Origin of the sequence: Pseudomonas marginalis, from assembly GCF_001645105.1 — a bacterium.
In the GTDB taxonomy this organism is placed as follows: Bacteria; Pseudomonadota; Gammaproteobacteria; order Pseudomonadales; family Pseudomonadaceae; genus Aquipseudomonas; species Aquipseudomonas petroselini.
Genome location: NZ_LKEG01000051.1, coordinates 40611 through 56000, shown reverse-complemented (window position 1 = coordinate 56000; position 15390 = coordinate 40611). Strand labels below are relative to the sequence as shown.

12 protein-coding genes are annotated in these 15390 nt (G+C 60.7%); 9 read left to right on the top strand and 3 right to left on the bottom strand.

Features of this window, described 5'->3' with window-relative positions; translation table 11 throughout:
• Positions 1-103 precede the first annotated feature (103 nt).
• On the top strand, positions 104-1750 hold the full coding sequence (gene pgm, locus AO064_RS22025) for a phosphoglucomutase (alpha-D-glucose-1,6-bisphosphate-dependent) (protein ID WP_064054657.1): 1647 nt from the start codon (positions 104-106) through the stop codon (positions 1748-1750).
• A 147-nt stretch (positions 1751-1897) separates the two neighbouring features.
• On the opposite strand, the gene AO064_RS22020 is transcribed toward pgm, so the two are convergent.
• Complete coding sequence (locus AO064_RS22020) at positions 1898-2593, bottom strand: pirin family protein (protein WP_046036303.1); 696 nt, start codon at positions 2591-2593, stop codon at positions 1898-1900.
• A gap of 219 nt (positions 2594-2812) precedes the next feature.
• Between AO064_RS22020 and AO064_RS22015 the strand changes: the two genes are divergently transcribed.
• The gene (locus AO064_RS22015) at positions 2813-5260 is read left to right on the top strand and encodes a UvrD-helicase domain-containing protein (RefSeq protein ID WP_064054656.1); all 2448 of its coding nucleotides are present in this window, start codon (positions 2813-2815) and stop codon (positions 5258-5260) included.
• 76 nt (positions 5261-5336) lie between these two features.
• On the opposite strand, the gene AO064_RS22010 is transcribed toward AO064_RS22015, so the two are convergent.
• Positions 5337-5609: a DUF1652 domain-containing protein gene (locus AO064_RS22010; protein ID WP_003217129.1), complete on the bottom strand. Its 273-nt coding sequence runs from the start codon at positions 5607-5609 to the stop codon at positions 5337-5339.
• A 261-nt stretch (positions 5610-5870) separates the two neighbouring features.
• Here AO064_RS22010 and AO064_RS22005 point away from each other — a divergent pair, with 261 nt between their 5' ends.
• The 3 genes from AO064_RS22005 (at position 5871) to AO064_RS21995 (ending at position 9334) form a co-directional block, all read left to right on the top strand.
• On the top strand, positions 5871-6680 hold the full coding sequence (locus AO064_RS22005) for a helix-turn-helix transcriptional regulator (RefSeq protein WP_064054655.1): 810 nt from the start codon (positions 5871-5873) through the stop codon (positions 6678-6680).
• A gap of 49 nt (positions 6681-6729) precedes the next feature.
• Positions 6730-8136, top strand: a complete 1407-nt coding sequence (locus AO064_RS22000; RefSeq protein WP_064054654.1) for an NAD(P)/FAD-dependent oxidoreductase — start codon at positions 6730-6732, stop codon at positions 8134-8136.
• Between the two features lie 118 nt (positions 8137-8254).
• A complete protein-coding gene (locus tag AO064_RS21995) occupies positions 8255-9334 on the top strand; it encodes a polyamine ABC transporter substrate-binding protein (protein ID WP_064054653.1) in 1080 nt (359 codons plus the stop codon).
• 354 nt (positions 9335-9688) lie between these two features.
• On the opposite strand, the gene AO064_RS21990 is transcribed toward AO064_RS21995, so the two are convergent.
• Positions 9689-10474 (bottom strand): helix-turn-helix transcriptional regulator, encoded by a 786-nt coding sequence (locus tag AO064_RS21990; RefSeq protein ID WP_012724324.1) that lies wholly within the window; start codon positions 10472-10474, stop codon positions 9689-9691.
• Between the two features lie 199 nt (positions 10475-10673).
• Between AO064_RS21990 and AO064_RS21985 the strand changes: the two genes are divergently transcribed.
• The 4 genes from AO064_RS21985 (at position 10674) to AO064_RS21970 (ending at position 15369) form a co-directional block, all read left to right on the top strand.
• Positions 10674-12038 (top strand): APC family permease, encoded by a 1365-nt coding sequence (locus tag AO064_RS21985; RefSeq protein ID WP_064054652.1) that lies wholly within the window; start codon positions 10674-10676, stop codon positions 12036-12038.
• A gap of 9 nt (positions 12039-12047) precedes the next feature.
• Positions 12048-13151: a DmpA family aminopeptidase gene (locus AO064_RS21980; protein WP_064054651.1), complete on the top strand. Its 1104-nt coding sequence runs from the start codon at positions 12048-12050 to the stop codon at positions 13149-13151.
• Positions 13152-13517: 366 nt separating this feature from the next.
• Positions 13518-14951, top strand: a complete 1434-nt coding sequence (locus tag AO064_RS21975; RefSeq protein WP_046036308.1) for a serralysin family metalloprotease — start codon at positions 13518-13520, stop codon at positions 14949-14951.
• Between the two features lie 49 nt (positions 14952-15000).
• Complete coding sequence (locus AO064_RS21970) at positions 15001-15369, top strand: protease inhibitor Inh/omp19 family protein (protein WP_043205364.1); 369 nt, start codon at positions 15001-15003, stop codon at positions 15367-15369.
• Positions 15370-15390 lie beyond the last annotated feature (21 nt).

Sequence of the window (15390 nt, the reverse complement as noted above, 5' to 3'; positions counted from 1 at the left end):
TGCGAAGTTTCTCTGCCTGCTATAGGATCGATACCGTCGCGCAGCAGTCCAACTCTCAGTAAACTGCCATTTTTTTCCGAATCCTTCTTTCCGAGGTTTATGCATGACAATCAGTCCTTTTGCGGGCAAACCGGCGCCAGCCCAGTTGCTGGTGGATATCCCGCGACTGGTTACGGCCTACTACACCGGCCAGCCTGATGCAGCAATCTCCACCCAGCGCGTGGCGTTCGGTACGTCCGGCCACCGTGGCAGCTCGTTCGAGCTGAGCTTCAACGAGTGGCACGTGCTGGCTATCAGCCAAGCCATCTGCCTGTATCGCGAAGCCCAGGGCATCAACGGCCCGCTGTTTGTTGGCCTGGACACCCACGCACTGTCGACGCCTGCCGGCGCCAGCGCCCTGGAAGTGTTGGCCGCCAATGGCGTGCACGTGATGCTGGCGGAGGGCGATGAGTACACGCCGACCCCGGCGATTTCCCACGCCATCATCTGTTACAACCGTGGCCGCACCAGCGGCCTGGCCGACGGCATCGTCATCACGCCGTCGCACAACCCGCCGCAGAGTGGCGGCTACAAGTACAACCCGCCCAATGGCGGCCCGGCCGACACCCACGTCACTAAGTGGATTGAAGCCAAGGCCAATGAACTGCTGGCCAACAAACTGGCCGGGGTCAAGCGCATGACCCACGCCCAGGCACTCAAGGCCGACACCACCCATCGCCATGACTACCTCAACAGCTACGTGGCTGACTTGGTCAATGTGATCGACATGGACGCCATCCGCAGCGCAGACCTGCGCCTGGGCGTGGATCCGCTGGGCGGAGCAGGGGTGCGCTACTGGTCGGCGATCGCCGAGCACTACCGCCTGAACCTGGAGGTCGTGAACACCGAAGTCGACGCCACGTTCCGCTTCATGAGCGTCGACTGGGACGGCCAGATCCGCATGGACCCGTCTTCCAGCTACGCCATGCAAGGTCTGATCGGCCTCAAGGAACGTTTCGACGTGGCATTCGCCTGCGACCCGGACCACGATCGTCACGGCATCGTTACCCCGTCCGGCGGCCTGTTGGCACCGAACAACTACCTGGCCGTGTCCATCGACTACCTGTTCCAGAACCGTCCTGACTGGCGCGCTGATGCAGCCGTGGGCAAGACCGTGGTCAGCAGCGGCCTGATCGATCGGGTGGCGGCGCGTATTGGCCGTCGCCTGTACGAAGTGCCGGTCGGCTTCAAGTGGTTTGCCGATGGCCTGTTTGAAGGTTCGCTGGGCTTTGGCGGCGAAGAAAGCGCCGGCGCATCGTTCCTGCGCAAGGACGGCACGGTCTGGAGCACTGACAAGGACGGCCTGATCCCGGCGCTGCTGGCCGCGGAAATGACCTCGCGCAAAGGCCAGGACCCCAGCCAGATCTACCGTGGCCTGACCGATGCCCTGGGCGAACCGTTCGCCATCCGTGTCGACGCCAAGGCCACCCCGGCGCAGAAAGCGTTGCTGGGCAAGCTGTCACCGGACCAAGTGACCTCCACCCAGTTGGCCGGGGAAAGCATCCAGCAGATCCTCAGCCACGCGCCGGGAAACAACCAGGCAATCGGCGGGTTGAAGGTGATGACCGAAAACGGCTGGTTTGCCGCACGGCCGTCGGGGACCGAGGATATCTACAAGATCTACGCCGAGAGCTTCATTGGCGAAGATCACCTCAAGCAGTTGGTGGAAGAGGCGCAGGTGCTGGTAGACGGTGCTATCAGCGCTCACTGAAAACCCGCTGTATACAATGGGGGGGGCGGTTTTTTGTGGCGAGGGAGCTTGCTCCCGCTCGACAGCGCAGCTGGAGTCGGCTTTTGGGGGCGCTTCGCACCCCAGCGGGAGCAAGCTCCCTCGCCACAAAAGCCGGCCCCTACAAGGTCAGGCCAAGTCGACTAGGACAATCTCGCTGTCTTCAATCGCCGTCACCCGCAACACCTGCTCATCCTCCACCGCAACACCGTCTCGAGCTTGTGCACGCAAGCCATTGACTTCAATCACACCGGTCGCCGGCACCAGGTACGCACGGCGCCCGCTGTCCAGCCGGTATTCGGCACTTTCCCCCGCTTTCAGGTTCGCTGCCACCAAGCGTGCATCCGCACGAATGCGCAAGCTCTCGCTGTCACCGGCCTTGCCGCTGGCCAGGGTCACAAAACCTTCGCGATCGCCTTTCGGAAACGGCTTGGCGCCCCAGGCAGGTGGGAGGCCGGCTTCGTTCGGAATGATCCAGATCTGGAAGATCTTGGTCGGCGCCGCTTCCAGGTTGTACTCGCTGTGGGCGATGCCCGTGCCTGCGCTCATCACCTGCACATCACCGGCCTCGGTGCGGCCTTTATTGCCGAGGTTGTCGGCGTGGCTGATCGCACCTTCACGTACGTAGGTGATGATCTCCATATCGCGGTGAGCGTGCTGCGGGAAACCGGTGCCGGGGGCGATGATGTCGTCGTTCCAGACCCGCAGGTTGCCCCAGTGCATGCGCTTGGGGTCGTGGTATTCGGCGAATGAGAAATGGTGATGGGCGTCAAGCCAGCCATGATGGGCGCCGCCCAAGGATGTGAAAGGTCGAAGTTCAAGCATGATCGTCTCCTGTTGATGGCGCCTATGATCCAGCAGGTCATGATCGATAAAAAGCGTAAAAAATGCCTAATTCTTATCAGTGGATTAGATTGGTTGATGGCGTTTTGACTTTCAGTTCATCGCCTAACTGCATGACAGCAAAGCAATTGGCTGGAACTGAGCGTCGATTCCGGCGACCATGGCGCACTTGCAAAAACCCAACTCATCGCAGGAGTCCGTGTGTCGCAACAAAAGCCTGATCTTCCTCCCGAACTGCGCCCCCTGGCCGAGATGCCTCTGTTCAAACGCCTGGCCGCGCGCCTGATCGGCCATGGCCTGACCCGTTTGCGCGCCCAGCACCGGTTTTCCTGGTTGCACGGGCAGGCTGACGGTTTTCGCAGCGGGCACGAGGCGGGCGTAGAGTACGGCTATCGCGAAGGTAAGGCCGACGGCCTCGAGGAGGGCCGGCAGGTTCTGCTGATCCGTGACTTCCGACCGGAGGAGCACCGTGCGCCGGGGGTGGATGACAACCTGTTCGATGATTGGCGCCTGCCCCTCACCGCCGAGCTGAAAAAGCGCATCAAGGCTGACGTCTCGCGATTGCTACCGGCCCACGCCCAGCCAAGCACGGCGCAATGGAAGATGATTTTCAGCGATACGCCCTCTACATCCGTGATTGCCGGAGCCGGTGCGGGTAAGTCGACGTCGTTGGTGCTGCGTATTTTGCTGCTGACCCATTACCTGGGCTTTGAGCTGAGCTCGATGACGGTGGTGACCTTTACCCGTGAGTCACGCAAAGACTTCATCAGCAAGCTCATGCAGATTTTCAGTGTGTGGGGCCAACCCATTGATATGAAAGAAGCGCAGGGCGTGGTGCGTACCTTTCACTCGCGCATCCTGCCCATGGTGCGTAGCCTGCCGGGCTTTGAGCGTCTGCAAGCGTTCGAGAACCTGAACACCGGTTTTGAAGACGCTGACAGCAACCCGTTCGACCTGCGCATCAACGAAGCCCAGCGCCAACAAATGAACGCCTGCTATCACCGGCTGCACGGGCAGCACACGCGCTTTCGTGAGCTGATTGCGCCACTGGCGCGCCATGGGCTGCAGCTCAAAGAGCTGGAGCGCGATCACCCCGATGTGCAAAAACGGGTGGCGGTGACCGAGCTGGCGGCCAAGCGCGACGAAGAGCTCTGCGATGTGATCGAAGACTTGTGGTTTCGTGCGGGCGCCTGGCCGATCAAGGGCATTGAGCCCAACCGCCGGACCCTGGAGATCAATGGCGCGCAGTTTCACTGTCATGGCTATATTCCCGAACTGGACGCCTGGGTGGTGCTGGGCTTCGATTCACGGGAAAACGCCCAGATCAACCGGCCCAACTCAAAACTGTCTGTACGGGCAGAATGGGCGGTTAAGCGCACATTGTTTCAAGCTTTCTGTCGTAAGCCATTGATATGGTTAGATAGTTACGAGTCTTCCAAGCGACTTTTGAGCAGCCTGGCTGGGGATGCCACTGCCGGGCCAGGCTTTGATTACAAGGTCAAAGGCGAGTTGGCCTCGGCGCCGTTGCTGGACAGTTTTGTAACGGCGGCCGGGTTTATCGAAAACCTGGGGCTGGATGTGCCCACGGCAGTTGGGCAGATGAGCTTCGCCAAGGATGACCCGGACCGCTATTTCTTCGAAGCCCTGAGCATCTTCTGGAAAGCCTTGGAAGATCACCTGCTCGACCAATCGCCGCCGATCATGACGTATAACCGCATGTTTTCGCTGTTCGGCGAAAATACCCCGGAAAATCTCAAGCTGCTCAGCGATCCACTGTTGCGGCCGCTGTCGCACCTGATGATCGATGAATTCCAGGACGTTTCGCCGCAGATCGTCTCATGGCTACGCGCCAGCCTGCGTGAGATCCGCAGCCGTGGCCCGGCCATGCACGTCGGTCGCGGCGCCCAGCGCTCGTCGCTGCTGTGCGTGGGGGATGACTGGCAGTCGATCTACGGTTGGCGCGGGAGTTCGCCCAAATACTTCATGGCGTTCAATCAGGAATTTCCGTCACCCGCCACCACCCGCGTGATGCTGGGTGAGAACTACCGCAGCCATCAGCACATCATCGATGCCGCCGAGCATATCGTGCGGGCCGCACCGGCTATTCCTGGCAAGAAGGCCAAGGCCAGCGGGGCGCCCAAGGCACTGGTGCCGGTCAAGGTACTGGAGCGGGACGATGCGGGATTGGGACGGCAGTTGGCGGAGCATTACCAACGCGGCGAATCGGTATTAATGCTTTATCGAAAAAGCGGCGATAAGCTACTGATTCAAGAGCATATTCAGCCTTTAGTTAATCTGGATTCTAGCTTGCCGCCACCGGCGCGCAGGCTCAAGCAACTGACCTATCACAGTGCCAAGGGCCTGCAGGCTGACGCGGTGTTTTTGCTTGGGGATTGCCAGCACGTGACCAGCTCGCCCTACAAGAACCAGGTGTACCGCATGGCTGGCCTGGGCAAGGACGGCGACAGCGAGCCGTATGACACGGCGCAAAAGGACGAAGTGCTGCGCCTGGCCTACGTGGGCATTACCCGCGCGGTGAGCCATTGCTATTGGTATGTGGAAAAGCCCGAAGGCCAGGCGGTGAACGTGCCCAAGGCGTCGGAGCGGGTGGATGGCAGGAAAGCGTTCTTTGATGATCAACGCGGCTAGCGAGTGAATGGCATGTAACTGTGGGAGAGGGCTTGCCCCCTCCCAGAGGGGATATGTGTTGTTTGAACGATTGAATTCAGGCCCGCAATGACAGCGGCGGTACAAACGACTCCAACTCATCCTCCACCGCTTCGATAATCCGCTCTACGTCAGCCGCGTTCATCACCGTGGCGCAGGGGATGCCCGCGATGGCAATCAGTGTCTCGCCACTGGCGCGGTCGAACAGGCGGGCGATCATACTGCCAGGCGCGTCCATGCTGGCTTCAAAACCCATCGGATGAAAATGCCAGCGCATCAGCTGACAGGCGTTGGGGAACGTCACTTTGTTCATGTTGCCCACCTTGTTCATTGAGCGCTTCCTTTAGCTCGCGGCAGGGGGCCATGACCTTCACTGGTCGTGGCATCGAAGAACTTAAAAATAGCACTCGTTCGAGACCGGAACGTGAATTTTTTGACCCCGTTCAGCGGTTGTTTCCACTTGGATTGATGTGGGTCATGACCTGCGCAAATTTTGGCAAAAGGCCATCATCCTTGAGGGGTCAATAGGCCATTGAAGGCTTCGGCAAAATTCGGCAATCTCCAAGGTTGTTTAACCGCCTTCGAGCCTTCCATGCCACACATCGCCCCAGACGATGACTCCCAGCAATCCCAAGCCACACGTGAGTTGGTGCTGCGCCACCACCTGTGTTGGCGCCATCGGGACTTGGAGGGCGTGATGTCCTACTACCACCCGGACATTCAGTACCACGACTTTTTCCAGAACCGTGTCGTCGGTTCCGCCGAACTGCGCGACTACCTGCAAGCCAGCATGCCCCGCGAGGCCGATGAGGCGATCGAGCACACCGACCGCATCCGCGCCGACGGCGATACCGCGTTCATCCAGTACCGCATTACCTTGCGCGGCGGCCAGGGCCTGGTGTCGTTCCGTACCAGCGAGGCCATCACCGTGCGCGACGGGTTGATCTGGCGGGTCAACGAATACGCCTCCCTGGTGCATGAGCAGCCGGCTCAGGCTGCGCGGCCTTCAGTCAGCCGCCTGGGCCTGTCGCCCCAGCAATTGGGGCATATGGCCAATGACCTGCAGCAGTATTTCGAACACAAGCAACCCTACCTGGACCCCGAATTGGATCTGCAGCGGGTTGCCAAGGAGTGTGGCTACAGCCGCAATCAGATTTCCTACCTGCTGAATCAGGTACTGGGACAAAGCTTCTACCGCTATGTGAACCAGGCAAGGCTCCAGCATTTGCTGGCTGCATTGGATAGGGCCACTGCGCCGATCAAGGTTGACGACCTGGCGTTTGCCGCCGGCTTCAACTCGCTGTCGGCGTTCTACAGCGCCTTCCGCCAGCACACAGGCCAATCGCCCAAGGCCTACGTCAAACAAATTTCCCTGCGTGCACGCGCGCAAGACAGGCCTTAACGCCGCGCTCTAGGATCGCCCCTATCGAAACGAGGTAGGGGAACCTGGCATGCCGGCATGGCGCACTATCAGTTTATGGATGGACCAACTGGACGACCCGCTGCACGCGCGGCCCGCCCTGGAGCATGACCTGGACGTCGACGTGGCCATTATCGGCGCCGGTTACACCGGGCTGTGGACCGCTTACTACCTGAAACGCCAGGCCCCTGAGCTGAAAATCTCCATCGTCGAAGCGCAGACTGCCGGTTTCGGCGCCTCCGGCCGCAACGGTGGCTGGCTGATGGGCAACCTGCTGGGTGAGGACCGCTTGCTCGCCGGCTTGAACCCTGAACAACGGCGCGCCTCGTTTGACTTGTTGCACGCCATCCCTGACGAAGTCGCCCAAGTGCTGGCGCGTGAAGGCATCGACTGCGATTACCGCAAGGGCGGTGTCCTGTACTGTGCGGCGCGTTACCCCGAGCAGGAAGGCAGCCTGCGCCGCTATCTGGACACACTCTACGCACAGGGCCTGACCGAAGCCGACTACCGCTGGCTCGGCCCGCAGCAACTGGCCGAACAGGTCCGCATCGCCAAGCCCTACGGCGGCATTTATGCGCCCCACGTCGCGACCATCAACCCGGCCAAGCTGGTGCGCGGCCTGGCGCGGGTGGTTGAGCGCATGGGCGTGACCCTTTATGAAAACAGCCCGGTCACCCACTGGCAGTCCGGCAGCCTGCGCACCGCCAAGGCCAGTGTCCGGGCCGCCTGGGTGGTGCCGGCGGTGGAGGGCTACGCCAACACCTTGCCACTGCTGGGTCGCTACCAACTGCCGGTGCAAAGCCTGATCGTCGCCACGGAGCCCTTACCGGCCAGTACCTGGGATGAGATCGGCCTGAGCCACGGCCAGGCCTTTGGCGAAAGCAGTCGCCAGGTCACCTACGGCCAGCGCACGGCGGACAACCGCCTGGTGTTCGGTGCGCGCGGCGGCTACCAGTTCGCCGGGAAACTGCGCCACAACTTCGACTTGACCGACAGCGAGGTGGAACTGCGTCGCTACCTGTTTGGTGAGCTTTTCCCCCAGCTCAAGAACGTGCGGATTACCCATTCCTGGGGCGGCAACCTCGGCATGTCGCGCCAGTTCCGTCCGCACATGCTCTGCGATCACAAGACCGGCATTGCGCTGTCCGGGGGGTATGGCGGGGAGGGCGTCGGCGCCACCCACCTGGGCGGCCGCACCCTGGCCGACCTGATCCTGGGCCACGACACCCCGCGGGTTCACCAGCCCTGGGTGATTCGCGAACGCGGCCTGGATGCGCTCAAACCCTGGGAGCCCGAGCCCTGCCGTTGGCTGGGCTACAACGCGATCATTCGCAGTTTTGTCCACGAAGACCAGGTGTTGGCCGACCCCACTACCGCCCCTTGGCGCCGCAAGCTGGCGACCGGCGTGGCCGGGTTCATGGAAGGTTTCATGCACTGAGACCGGCATCTGGGACATCCAGGAGACCGTGCGCAAGACCTACGTATTGATTCTGTAACGCTTTGATCCTTGATCGCCTGCCATAAAAACAGCCCTAAAACCGCCAGGAAATCGAACCATGAAAGCCATTGCCCTGTTGCCCTTGATGTTGGTGGCCTCTGTCAGCCAGGCCGCCGAGACGGTGAAAATCTACAACTGGTCGGACTACATTGCACCGGACACCACCCAGAACTTCCAGAAAGAAACCGGCATCGGTTTCACCTACGACGTGTACGACAGCAATGAAACCCTCGACGGCAAGTTGATGACCGGTAAATCCGGCTACGACGTGGTTTTCCCGTCGAACCATTTCATGGCCCGGCAGATCCAGGGCGGCGCATTGAAGAAGCTCGACAAGCGCCAGTTGCCCAACTGGAAGAACCTCAACCCGGTGCTGCTCAAAGCCCTGGAGAACAATGATCCTGGCAATGCCCATGGCTTCCCGTACCTGTGGGGCAGCACCGGCATTGGCTACAACATCGACAAGGTCAAGGCGGTACTGGGCGACAACGCGCCTGTCGATTCCTGGGACTTGATCTTCAAGCCCGAGAACATGGCCAAGCTGCAGAAGTGCGGGGTGGCGATTCTGGATAACGGCCCCGAACTGTTACCGGCCGCACTCAACTACCTGGGTTTGCCGCACCACAGCAAAAAGGCTGAGGATTATAAGAAGGCGCAAGACCTGCTGATGAACGTGCGACCCTACGTGGCGTACTTCCACTCCTCGAAATACACCGCAGACCTGGCCAACGGCGACATCTGCGTGGCGGTCGGCTTCTCCGGCGACATCCTGCAGGCTGAAAGCCGTGCCAAGGAAGCCAAGAATGGCGTGAACATCGGCTACAACATTCCCAAGGAAGGCGCCGCGATCTGGTTCGACATGGTGGCCATGCCTGCCGACGCGCCTAATGAGAAAGCCGGCTATGCGTTCATGAACTACCTGCTGCGCCCGGAAGTGATGGCCGACATCACCAACTACGTGCACTACGCCAACGGCAACCAGGCCGCCGACAGCCTGGTAGACCCGGCGATCAAGGCCGACACCAAGATCTACCCAAGCCCCGAGATGATGGGCAAGCTGTTCGCACTGGAAGCCATGCCACTGAATATCGACCGCGTGCGCACGCGGGTGTGGAACACCATTCGCACCGGCCGCTGAGGCCTGATGTAAACGGACCGCTGTTGGGATGAGCCCGCTTGTTATGGTGAACGGGCTTGTTGTGGTGAGCCCGTTTGGTGTGGTGAACCGGCTTGTTGTGGTGAGCGGGCTTCGTGTGGTGAGCGGGCTTGCCCCGCGCTGGGCTGCGAAGCAGCCCCAATAAGATCACCGCGGTTATCCTAATGGATCGCGGCGCCTGGCCTTGGGGCCGCTTCGCGCCCCAGCGCGGGGCAAGCCCGCTCACCACAACAAGCCCGCTCACCACACGAAGCCCACTCACCACACCAAGCCGGATCACCACACCAAACCCACTCACCACACTAAGCCCGTTCGACCTACCGCCCCACAAACAGGTTAGGGATTCTCCAGATCATGCCCCAACGACTGGATAAACAACGAAAACAGCTCCGGCTGTGACGAGATATCCAGCTTCGCGTACAAGTGGCGACGGTGCACTTTCACGGTGTCCGGCGAGATATTCAGGCGTTCGGCCATGGCCTTGGACGAGAACCCGCGCAGCACCAGGCGGGCGATTTCCAGTTCGCGGTCCGAGAGCACGCCACAGCCGAACTGGCTCAATGCATCCCTGATCTGGCTGTCCATCGCCGGCGCTCGCTGGGTGCTTTGCTGCCAGTGCTGCTGCATCAGCGGCAATACCCAGGCGGCCATGGTTGTCATCAGCCCGGTCTCTTCAACACTGAAGCGCCGCTGCCTGCCCAATGACAGCGACAACGTCCCCGCGCCGGGCAATTGCAGAATCAATTGCACCTCGTCCTCCAGCACGTTGTCGTGGAAGTAATTGAGGAAGTACTCACTCTGGCGGAAATGATCCGGCGCCACTTCCTCCAGGCGGTACACGCCGCTGGCGTAGCCCTCGCGACACGCCTGGAAAAACGGGTCGAGCAAATACAAGCCATTGAGGTACACCAGCATCGACGCCGGTTTGCTGCTGGGTTGGGCATCGTATTCTTCCAGGGCCTGGGGCGGTCCTTCCAGGGGGTAGAAGATCGCCAGGGCGTTATCGAAAGGCAGGCACTGGTGCAACAGCAGCACCAGCTGTTTCCAGAAACGCTCGGTGCCGATGTGCGCGACGGTGCGGCCCAGGCCGGCATGCATCCCAACCTCCCGAAACAGGCTCATGTGACAGGCTCCCGCCAGCAAAAGATCGGGCAAGGGTTCGACTTTTGCCGGGTGGCGTCAAGGGGAGTACGCCAATAGGGGAATTGGCGGGCATAGGCCCAATGTTTATCTTCGCCATCATTGAGCGGGAAACATATCCCGTGACTTTCAGACTTTTCGTATCTGCCTCACACCAAGAACAACGAAAGAGGATAACGATATGAGCACTTCCCCCACGCCCAACAGCGTGCTGAAACCCACCTTGAGTGTCTTCGATGTAGTGGCCATCACCGTGTCGGCGGTGACGCCGGCCAGTTCCGTCTTCGTAATCGCGCCCTTTGCCATCCAGCAGGCCGGCAGCGGCGTGTTCCTGGCGTTTGTGATGGCCGGGTTGCTCGCACTGATGTTTGCCTTTTGTTACGCCGAACTCGGCCGCGCCCACAACAGCGCAGGGGGTGAGTATGTGTACGCCAAGCGCGTGTTCGGAGGCATGGCGGGCTATGCGACGTTTCTGACGGTGCTGGTGATGTTGCTGTTTATCCCACCGGTACTGGCCACCGGCGCGGCGACCTACCTGAATAACGCCCTCGGCACCCAGTTCGACTCGCAGACCGTCGCCTTGGCGATCGTCGTGTGCAGTTACGCCCTGGGCATCCTCAATATCAAACTCAATGCCTGGATCACCGGTACCTGCCTGTTGCTGGAAATCGCCGCGTTGCTGGTGATCGTGGTGATCGGCTTCGGCAATCCGGTGCAACCGGCCAGCGTGCTGTTCCAACCGCAGATCGTCGAAAACGGCGTGCTGCACCTGGCGCCATGGGCCCTGATGATCGGCGCGGTGGGTATCGGCCTGTTTTCCTATAACGGCTATGGCCCGGCGGTGTTGCTGGCCGAAGACATGAAATGCGGCGGCAAAGGCGTGCACAAGGCGGTGCTGTGGTCACTGGGGTTGGTGGTGATCATCGAGCTGGTGCCCATCACCGCACTGTTGATCGGTGCACCTTCCCTGAGCGCGATGATCAGCAGCCCGGACCCCATCGGCTACCTGTTGAGCAGCCATGGCAATGAAACCTTATCACGGCTGGTCAGCGCCGGGATCTTCATGTCGGTGTTCAACGCGATTGTGGCGATCGTGATCCAGATCGGCCGCGTGGTGTTCAGCAGCGGGCGCGATGCGCTGTGGACGCCGAGCATCAACACGCTGTTCACACGCATTCACCCGCGCTGGGATTCGCCCTGGTTGGCTACGCTGTTCCTGGCGATTCCTTCGGCGCTGCTGAGTTTCAGCTCCAACCTGGCCGACCTGACCTCGTTCAGCGTGCTGCTGATCATGCTGGTGTACCTGATGGTGGCGTTGAGCGCCTTGATGAGCCGGGTATTGCTGCGTGATCGCGAGCATCCCTATCGCATGCCGCTGTGGCCTTTGCCGGCGGTGCTCGCGGTACTCGGCGCCGGTTACCTGTTGGTCACCCTGGTGGCAGCCGCCTCGGTGCGGGACATCATGATCATCATCGGCCTGCTGGCGCTGTCGGTGATCCTGTATTGCATCAGTGGCCGGTCGAGTCCGGTCTTCCAGAAATTGTAAGGAGTGGTTATGCGCGCACGTCAATTGGGGGTCACGTTAGGGCTGGGCACGCCTGGAGAATGGAACGCCATCACCGATGTGCCCGGTGTGCGGGTTGGCCACAGCACGCTGAACACACGTATCGACGGCAAGCACGTGCGTACCGGCGTCAGCGTGATCCAACCGCGTGCAGGGGAGGCACGCCAGCAACCGTGCTTTGCCGGGTACCACGTGCTCAATGGCAACGGTGATGCCACCGGCCTTGAATGGGTCAGCGAGGCGGGGTTGCTGACCACGCCGCTGGCCATCACCAATACCCACAGCATCGGCATGGTGCGCGACAGCCTGATCGCCCTGGAGCGCGAGCGCCTGGCGGACCCGGCGGTGTACTGGTGCATGCCGGTGGTGATGGAGACCTATGACGGCCTGCTCAACGATATCTGGGGCCAGCACGTGGGCCCCGAGCATGTGCGCGAAGCCGTGGACAACGCCGCCACCGGTCCGGTGCAGGAAGGCGCGGTCGGTGGCGGCACCGGCATGATCTGCCATGAGTTCAAGGGCGGCATCGGCACCGCATCGCGGCGCTTATCGGCGGAGCAGGGCGGTTGGACTGTCGGCGTGCTGGTGCAGGCCAACCATGGCAAGCGCCAGGAACTGCGGGTGGATGGCTACCCGGTGGGGCGTCGGTTGATGGACATTCCGTCGCCCTTCGCCGAACGAGGCACGCCGGGCATGGGCTCGATCGTGGTGATCCTCGCCACCGACGCGCCGCTGTTGCCGCACCAATGCCAGCGCCTGGCGCAACGCGCGTCGATCGGTATCGCGCGTACCGGCGGCGGTACCGAGGATTCCAGCGGTGACCTGTTCCTGGCCTTTGCCACCGGCAACCAGGATTTGCCGCCGGCGGATTACGGACGTAAGGGCCTGCCTTTCAGTAGCGCGTTGCAGATGGTCAACAACGACCATATTTCGCCGCTGTTCAGCGCCGCGGCCGAGGCTGTGGAAGAGGCAATCATCAACGCGATCCTGGCCGGGGAGGACATGCTCACCGATCAAGGTGTGCTGGTACCCGGCCTGAGCGGTGACACGCTGTTGTCGGTATTACACACAACAGGCTGGAGGGTGTCCCGGTAATAGGGGGCACGCGAAGTTATTAAAACAAGTAATGGCCGTTTAATGTTGCTAATGACACCCTGGCAATATAATGGATCCAATTATTAACAGCGCCGGACAACTTAGGTTGCGTTAGCGCTATTTAATATTTAAATAACCCAAGGTTGTTTTTTGTCGGACAAAGTCAATTCCGCCCAACAAACACGGCGCGCAAATTACTTAAGTTGTTTGCGCGCCTGATTCTAATGCTGGAAAAGATGTAGACGAAAGATTTCAAGTTGTGTCAGTTTTCTTACGCCTTCAAAAGAGGCGAGTGATAGGACGATCTCGCCCGCGGGGTGCCTATCGATCAAAGACTGAAGCACTTGCAAACAAGGAAGTACGTTTATGTCAAAAGTAAAAGACAAGGCTATCGTGTCGGCGGCGCAAGCCAGCACCGCTTACTCGCAAATCGATAGCTTCAGCCATCTGTATGACCGTGGCGGCAACCTCACGATCAATGGCAAACCCTCCTACACCGTTGACCAGGCAGCCACCCAGTTGCTGCGCGACGGCGCCGCGTACCGAGACTTTGACGGCAACGGCAAGATCGACCTGACCTACACGTTCCTGACCTCGGCCTCTTCGAGCACCATGAACAAACATGGCATCTCGGGTTTCAGCCAGTTCAACGCACAGCAGAAAGCACAGGCCGTACTGGCCATGCAGTCCTGGGCGGACGTGGCCAACATCACCTTCACCGAGAAAGCCAGTGGCGGTGACGCCCACATGACGTTCGGCAACTACAGCGGCGGCCAGGACGGCGCGGCGGCCTTCGCCTACCTGCCCGGCACCGGTGCAGGCTACGACGGCACGTCGTGGTACCTGACCAACAACAGCTACACGCCGAACAAAACCCCGGACCTGAACAACTACGGCCGGCAGACCCTGACCCACGAAATCGGTCATACCTTGGGCCTGGCCCACCCTGGCGACTACAACGCCGGAGAAGGCGCCCCAACCTACAACGACGCGACCTATGGACAGGACACGCGCGGCTACAGCCTCATGAGTTACTGGAGCGAAAGCAACACCAACCAGAACTTCAGCAAAGGCGGGGTCGAGGCCTACGCGTCCGGCCCGCTGATCGACGACATCGCGGCGATCCAGAAGCTCTACGGCGCCAACTACAACACCCGCGCCGGTGACACCACCTACGGCTTCAACTCCAACACCGGGCGTGATTTCCTCAGCGCCACGTCGAATGCCGACAAGCTGGTGTTCTCGGTGTGGGACGGTGGTGGCAACGACACCCTGGACTTCTCCGGCTTCACCCAGAACCAGAAGATCAACCTCAATGAAGCCTCGTTCTCCGACGTTGGCGGCCTGGTGGGCAACGTGTCCATCGCCAAGGGCGTGACCATCGAGAACGCCTTCGGTGGTGCGGGCAATGACCTGATCATCGGGAACAACGCGGCCAACATCATCAAAGGTGGCGCCGGCAACGACCTCATCTACGGCGGTGGCGGTGCGGACCAACTGTGGGGCGGCGCGGGCAACGACACCTTTGTGTTCGGTGCCAGTTCCGACTCCAAGCCTGGGGCTTCTGACAAGATCTTTGACTTTACCTCGGGTTCGGACAAGATCGACCTGTCCGGCATCACCAAGGGTGCAGGCCTGACCTTCGTCAACGCCTTCACCGGGCATGCCGGCGATGCGGTACTGACCTACGCCGCAGGCACCAACCTGGGCACCTTGGCAGTGGACTTCTCCGGTCACGGCGTGGCGGACTTCCTCGTCACCACCGTCGGCCAGGCTGCGGTCAGCGACATCGTGGCGTGATGCACGGGCGCGGCGCTTCGGCGCCGCGCTTTACGGATGGAGCATGAAGATGCAGCGTTTTTTCAATAGGATCGCCTGCGTATTGCAGGTGATGTTCGTGTCGGCAGGAGCCCACGCAATGGCGAGCAGTCTTGTATTACCCACCACCGCCCAGTTGGCCGGGCATTGGCAGTTGCACCAGCAGGACCAGGTGTGCGCGCTGGACCTGCTGGAGCAGGCCAACGCGTTGGGTGGCGACGTGGCGTGTGTCGAACAATGGTTGGGCGCCAAGCCCCTGACCTGGACGCCAACGCCGGACGGCATCTGGCTGATGAACGCCGAAGGCAGTGGCATTACCCACCTTAACCGGCAAAAAGAAGGCGAATATAAAGGCCGCACGCCCACCGGTCTTGAAGTGGTATTGCAACGTACACCTTAGTTGCCGTTTTAAACCGATCAC

Bases quoted from the DNA above. Each gene is read 5' to 3' on its own strand.
- pgm (WP_064054657.1), top strand. From the start codon at position 104: ATGACAATCAGTCCTTTTGCGGGCAAACCGGCGCCAGCCCAGTTGCTG.
- AO064_RS22020 (WP_046036303.1), bottom strand. From the start codon at position 2,593: ATGCTTGAACTTCGACCTTTCACATCCTTGGGCGGCGCCCATCATGGC.
- AO064_RS22010 (WP_003217129.1), bottom strand. From the start codon at position 5,609: ATGAACAAGGTGGGCAACATGAACAAAGTGACGTTCCCCAACGCCTGT.
- AO064_RS22005 (WP_064054655.1), top strand. From the start codon at position 5,871: ATGCCACACATCGCCCCAGACGATGACTCCCAGCAATCCCAAGCCACA.
- AO064_RS22000 (WP_064054654.1), top strand. From the start codon at position 6,730: ATGCCGGCATGGCGCACTATCAGTTTATGGATGGACCAACTGGACGAC.
- AO064_RS21995 (WP_064054653.1), top strand. From the start codon at position 8,255: ATGAAAGCCATTGCCCTGTTGCCCTTGATGTTGGTGGCCTCTGTCAGC.
- AO064_RS21990 (WP_012724324.1), bottom strand. From the start codon at position 10,474: ATGAGCCTGTTTCGGGAGGTTGGGATGCATGCCGGCCTGGGCCGCACC.
- AO064_RS21985 (WP_064054652.1), top strand. From the start codon at position 10,674: ATGAGCACTTCCCCCACGCCCAACAGCGTGCTGAAACCCACCTTGAGT.
- AO064_RS21980 (WP_064054651.1), top strand. From the start codon at position 12,048: ATGCGCGCACGTCAATTGGGGGTCACGTTAGGGCTGGGCACGCCTGGA.
- AO064_RS21975 (WP_046036308.1), top strand. From the start codon at position 13,518: ATGTCAAAAGTAAAAGACAAGGCTATCGTGTCGGCGGCGCAAGCCAGC.
- AO064_RS21970 (WP_043205364.1), top strand. From the start codon at position 15,001: ATGCAGCGTTTTTTCAATAGGATCGCCTGCGTATTGCAGGTGATGTTC.